This is a genomic window from Streptomonospora arabica (genome assembly GCF_039531585.1).
GTDB classification, from domain to species: domain Bacteria; phylum Actinomycetota; class Actinomycetes; order Streptosporangiales; family Streptosporangiaceae; genus Streptomonospora; species Streptomonospora halophila.
Map to the genome: position 1 here is coordinate 1 of NZ_BAAAQI010000045.1, position 664 is coordinate 664.

1 protein-coding gene is annotated in these 664 nt (G+C 63.9%); it reads right to left on the bottom strand.

Annotation, left to right across the window (positions count from 1 at the left end):
* On the bottom strand, nucleotides 1-664 hold a 664-nt coding region (locus ABD284_RS25700; RefSeq protein WP_344149078.1), incomplete at both ends, for a WXG100-like domain-containing protein.

Sequence of the window (664 nt, forward strand, 5' to 3'; positions counted from 1 at the left end):
GGGGGCGGGTCGGTGTCGATTCGGGGTGGGGGTGTGTTGGTGAGGATGTCGAGGTTGTTGCGGAGGACGCGGTCGATCTGGAGGCCGATGACTTTGTCGACGATGGGGGCGAGGCCGGCGGAGATGCTGCCGGTGATGAGGGCGCCGATGAATTCGTCGCGGGCCATTTTCATGTCGAGGGCGTCGCGTTTGCCGTTTTCGATCTGGCCGATCTGGATGAAGAGTCCGGCGAGGGCGCCGATCATTTCGAAGGCGATGTGGCCGAGCAGGGTGGTGAAGAACCAGCTGATGATGCGGCGGATGAGGAGGCTGCGGATGGCTTTGAAGGCGGGGATCCAGGTGAGGGAGGCGCCGCCGGTCCAGGGTGCCATGGCGATGGCGTAGGCGATTTCGGCGAGGAGCATGAGGAGTTGGACGAGGGCCATCCAGCTCATGTATTCGGCGTCGGCGGCGGCTTTGCGGAGGACGTCGGCGAGTTTTCTGCTGGTGTCGGTGGCGGCGGCGATGTAGTCGTTGTCGCCGGTGGTGTATTTTTTTATGGCTTCGCTGTAGTATTCGGCGGCGGTTCCGGAGAAGTTGGCGCGGGCTTTGCGGCGGGTGTTGTCGATGGTGTCGCGGAGTTCGTTGAGGGCGGTGATGAGGCCGTCGTGGGTTGCGGCGAGGG